Raw genomic sequence first — 430 nt, 5'->3', positions numbered from 1 at the left:
GTGCTTTATACCCCGCCAACCACAGCTTGTATTCTACCTGGTCTTACGCGCGACACTATCATCCATTTGGCAAAAAAACGCGGTTATGAAGTACGTGAAGAGCCAATCGCTCGTGAAGCGCTTTATCTTGCTGATGAGTTCTTTATGGTTGGTACCGCAGCGGAAGTAGTACCTGTTCGCAGCGTAGACAAGATTACCGTGGGTAATGGTGGTAGAGGTCCAATTACGGAAGAGTTACAGCAGGCCTATTTCGCTTTGGTTAAAGGTCAAGCTGATGACGAAAATGGCTGGTTAGAATACGTAAACGAATAATTTTATTGGAATCGGGCCAAGCGTCCCGAACAAAAGCGCATTGTAAATTGTGGGAATGAGGAACTCGGCAAAGCTGAGAAAAAGGTGAAGCATGGCTAAATTACGGAGCAAGACAACT

Annotated in this window: 1 protein-coding gene; it reads left to right on the top strand. The window is 45.8% G+C overall.

What is annotated here, in order from left to right:
* Positions 1–312: aminotransferase class IV (locus CWC11_RS22325; protein WP_171038532.1), on the top strand; the 312-nt coding region annotated here is incomplete at its 5' end.
* Positions 313–430 lie beyond the last annotated feature (118 nt).

This window comes from Pseudoalteromonas sp. S3178, assembly GCF_005886985.1.
GTDB classification, from domain to species: domain Bacteria; phylum Pseudomonadota; class Gammaproteobacteria; order Enterobacterales; family Alteromonadaceae; genus Pseudoalteromonas; species Pseudoalteromonas carrageenovora.
This window is presented reverse-complemented; position numbering and strand designations above follow the sequence as displayed.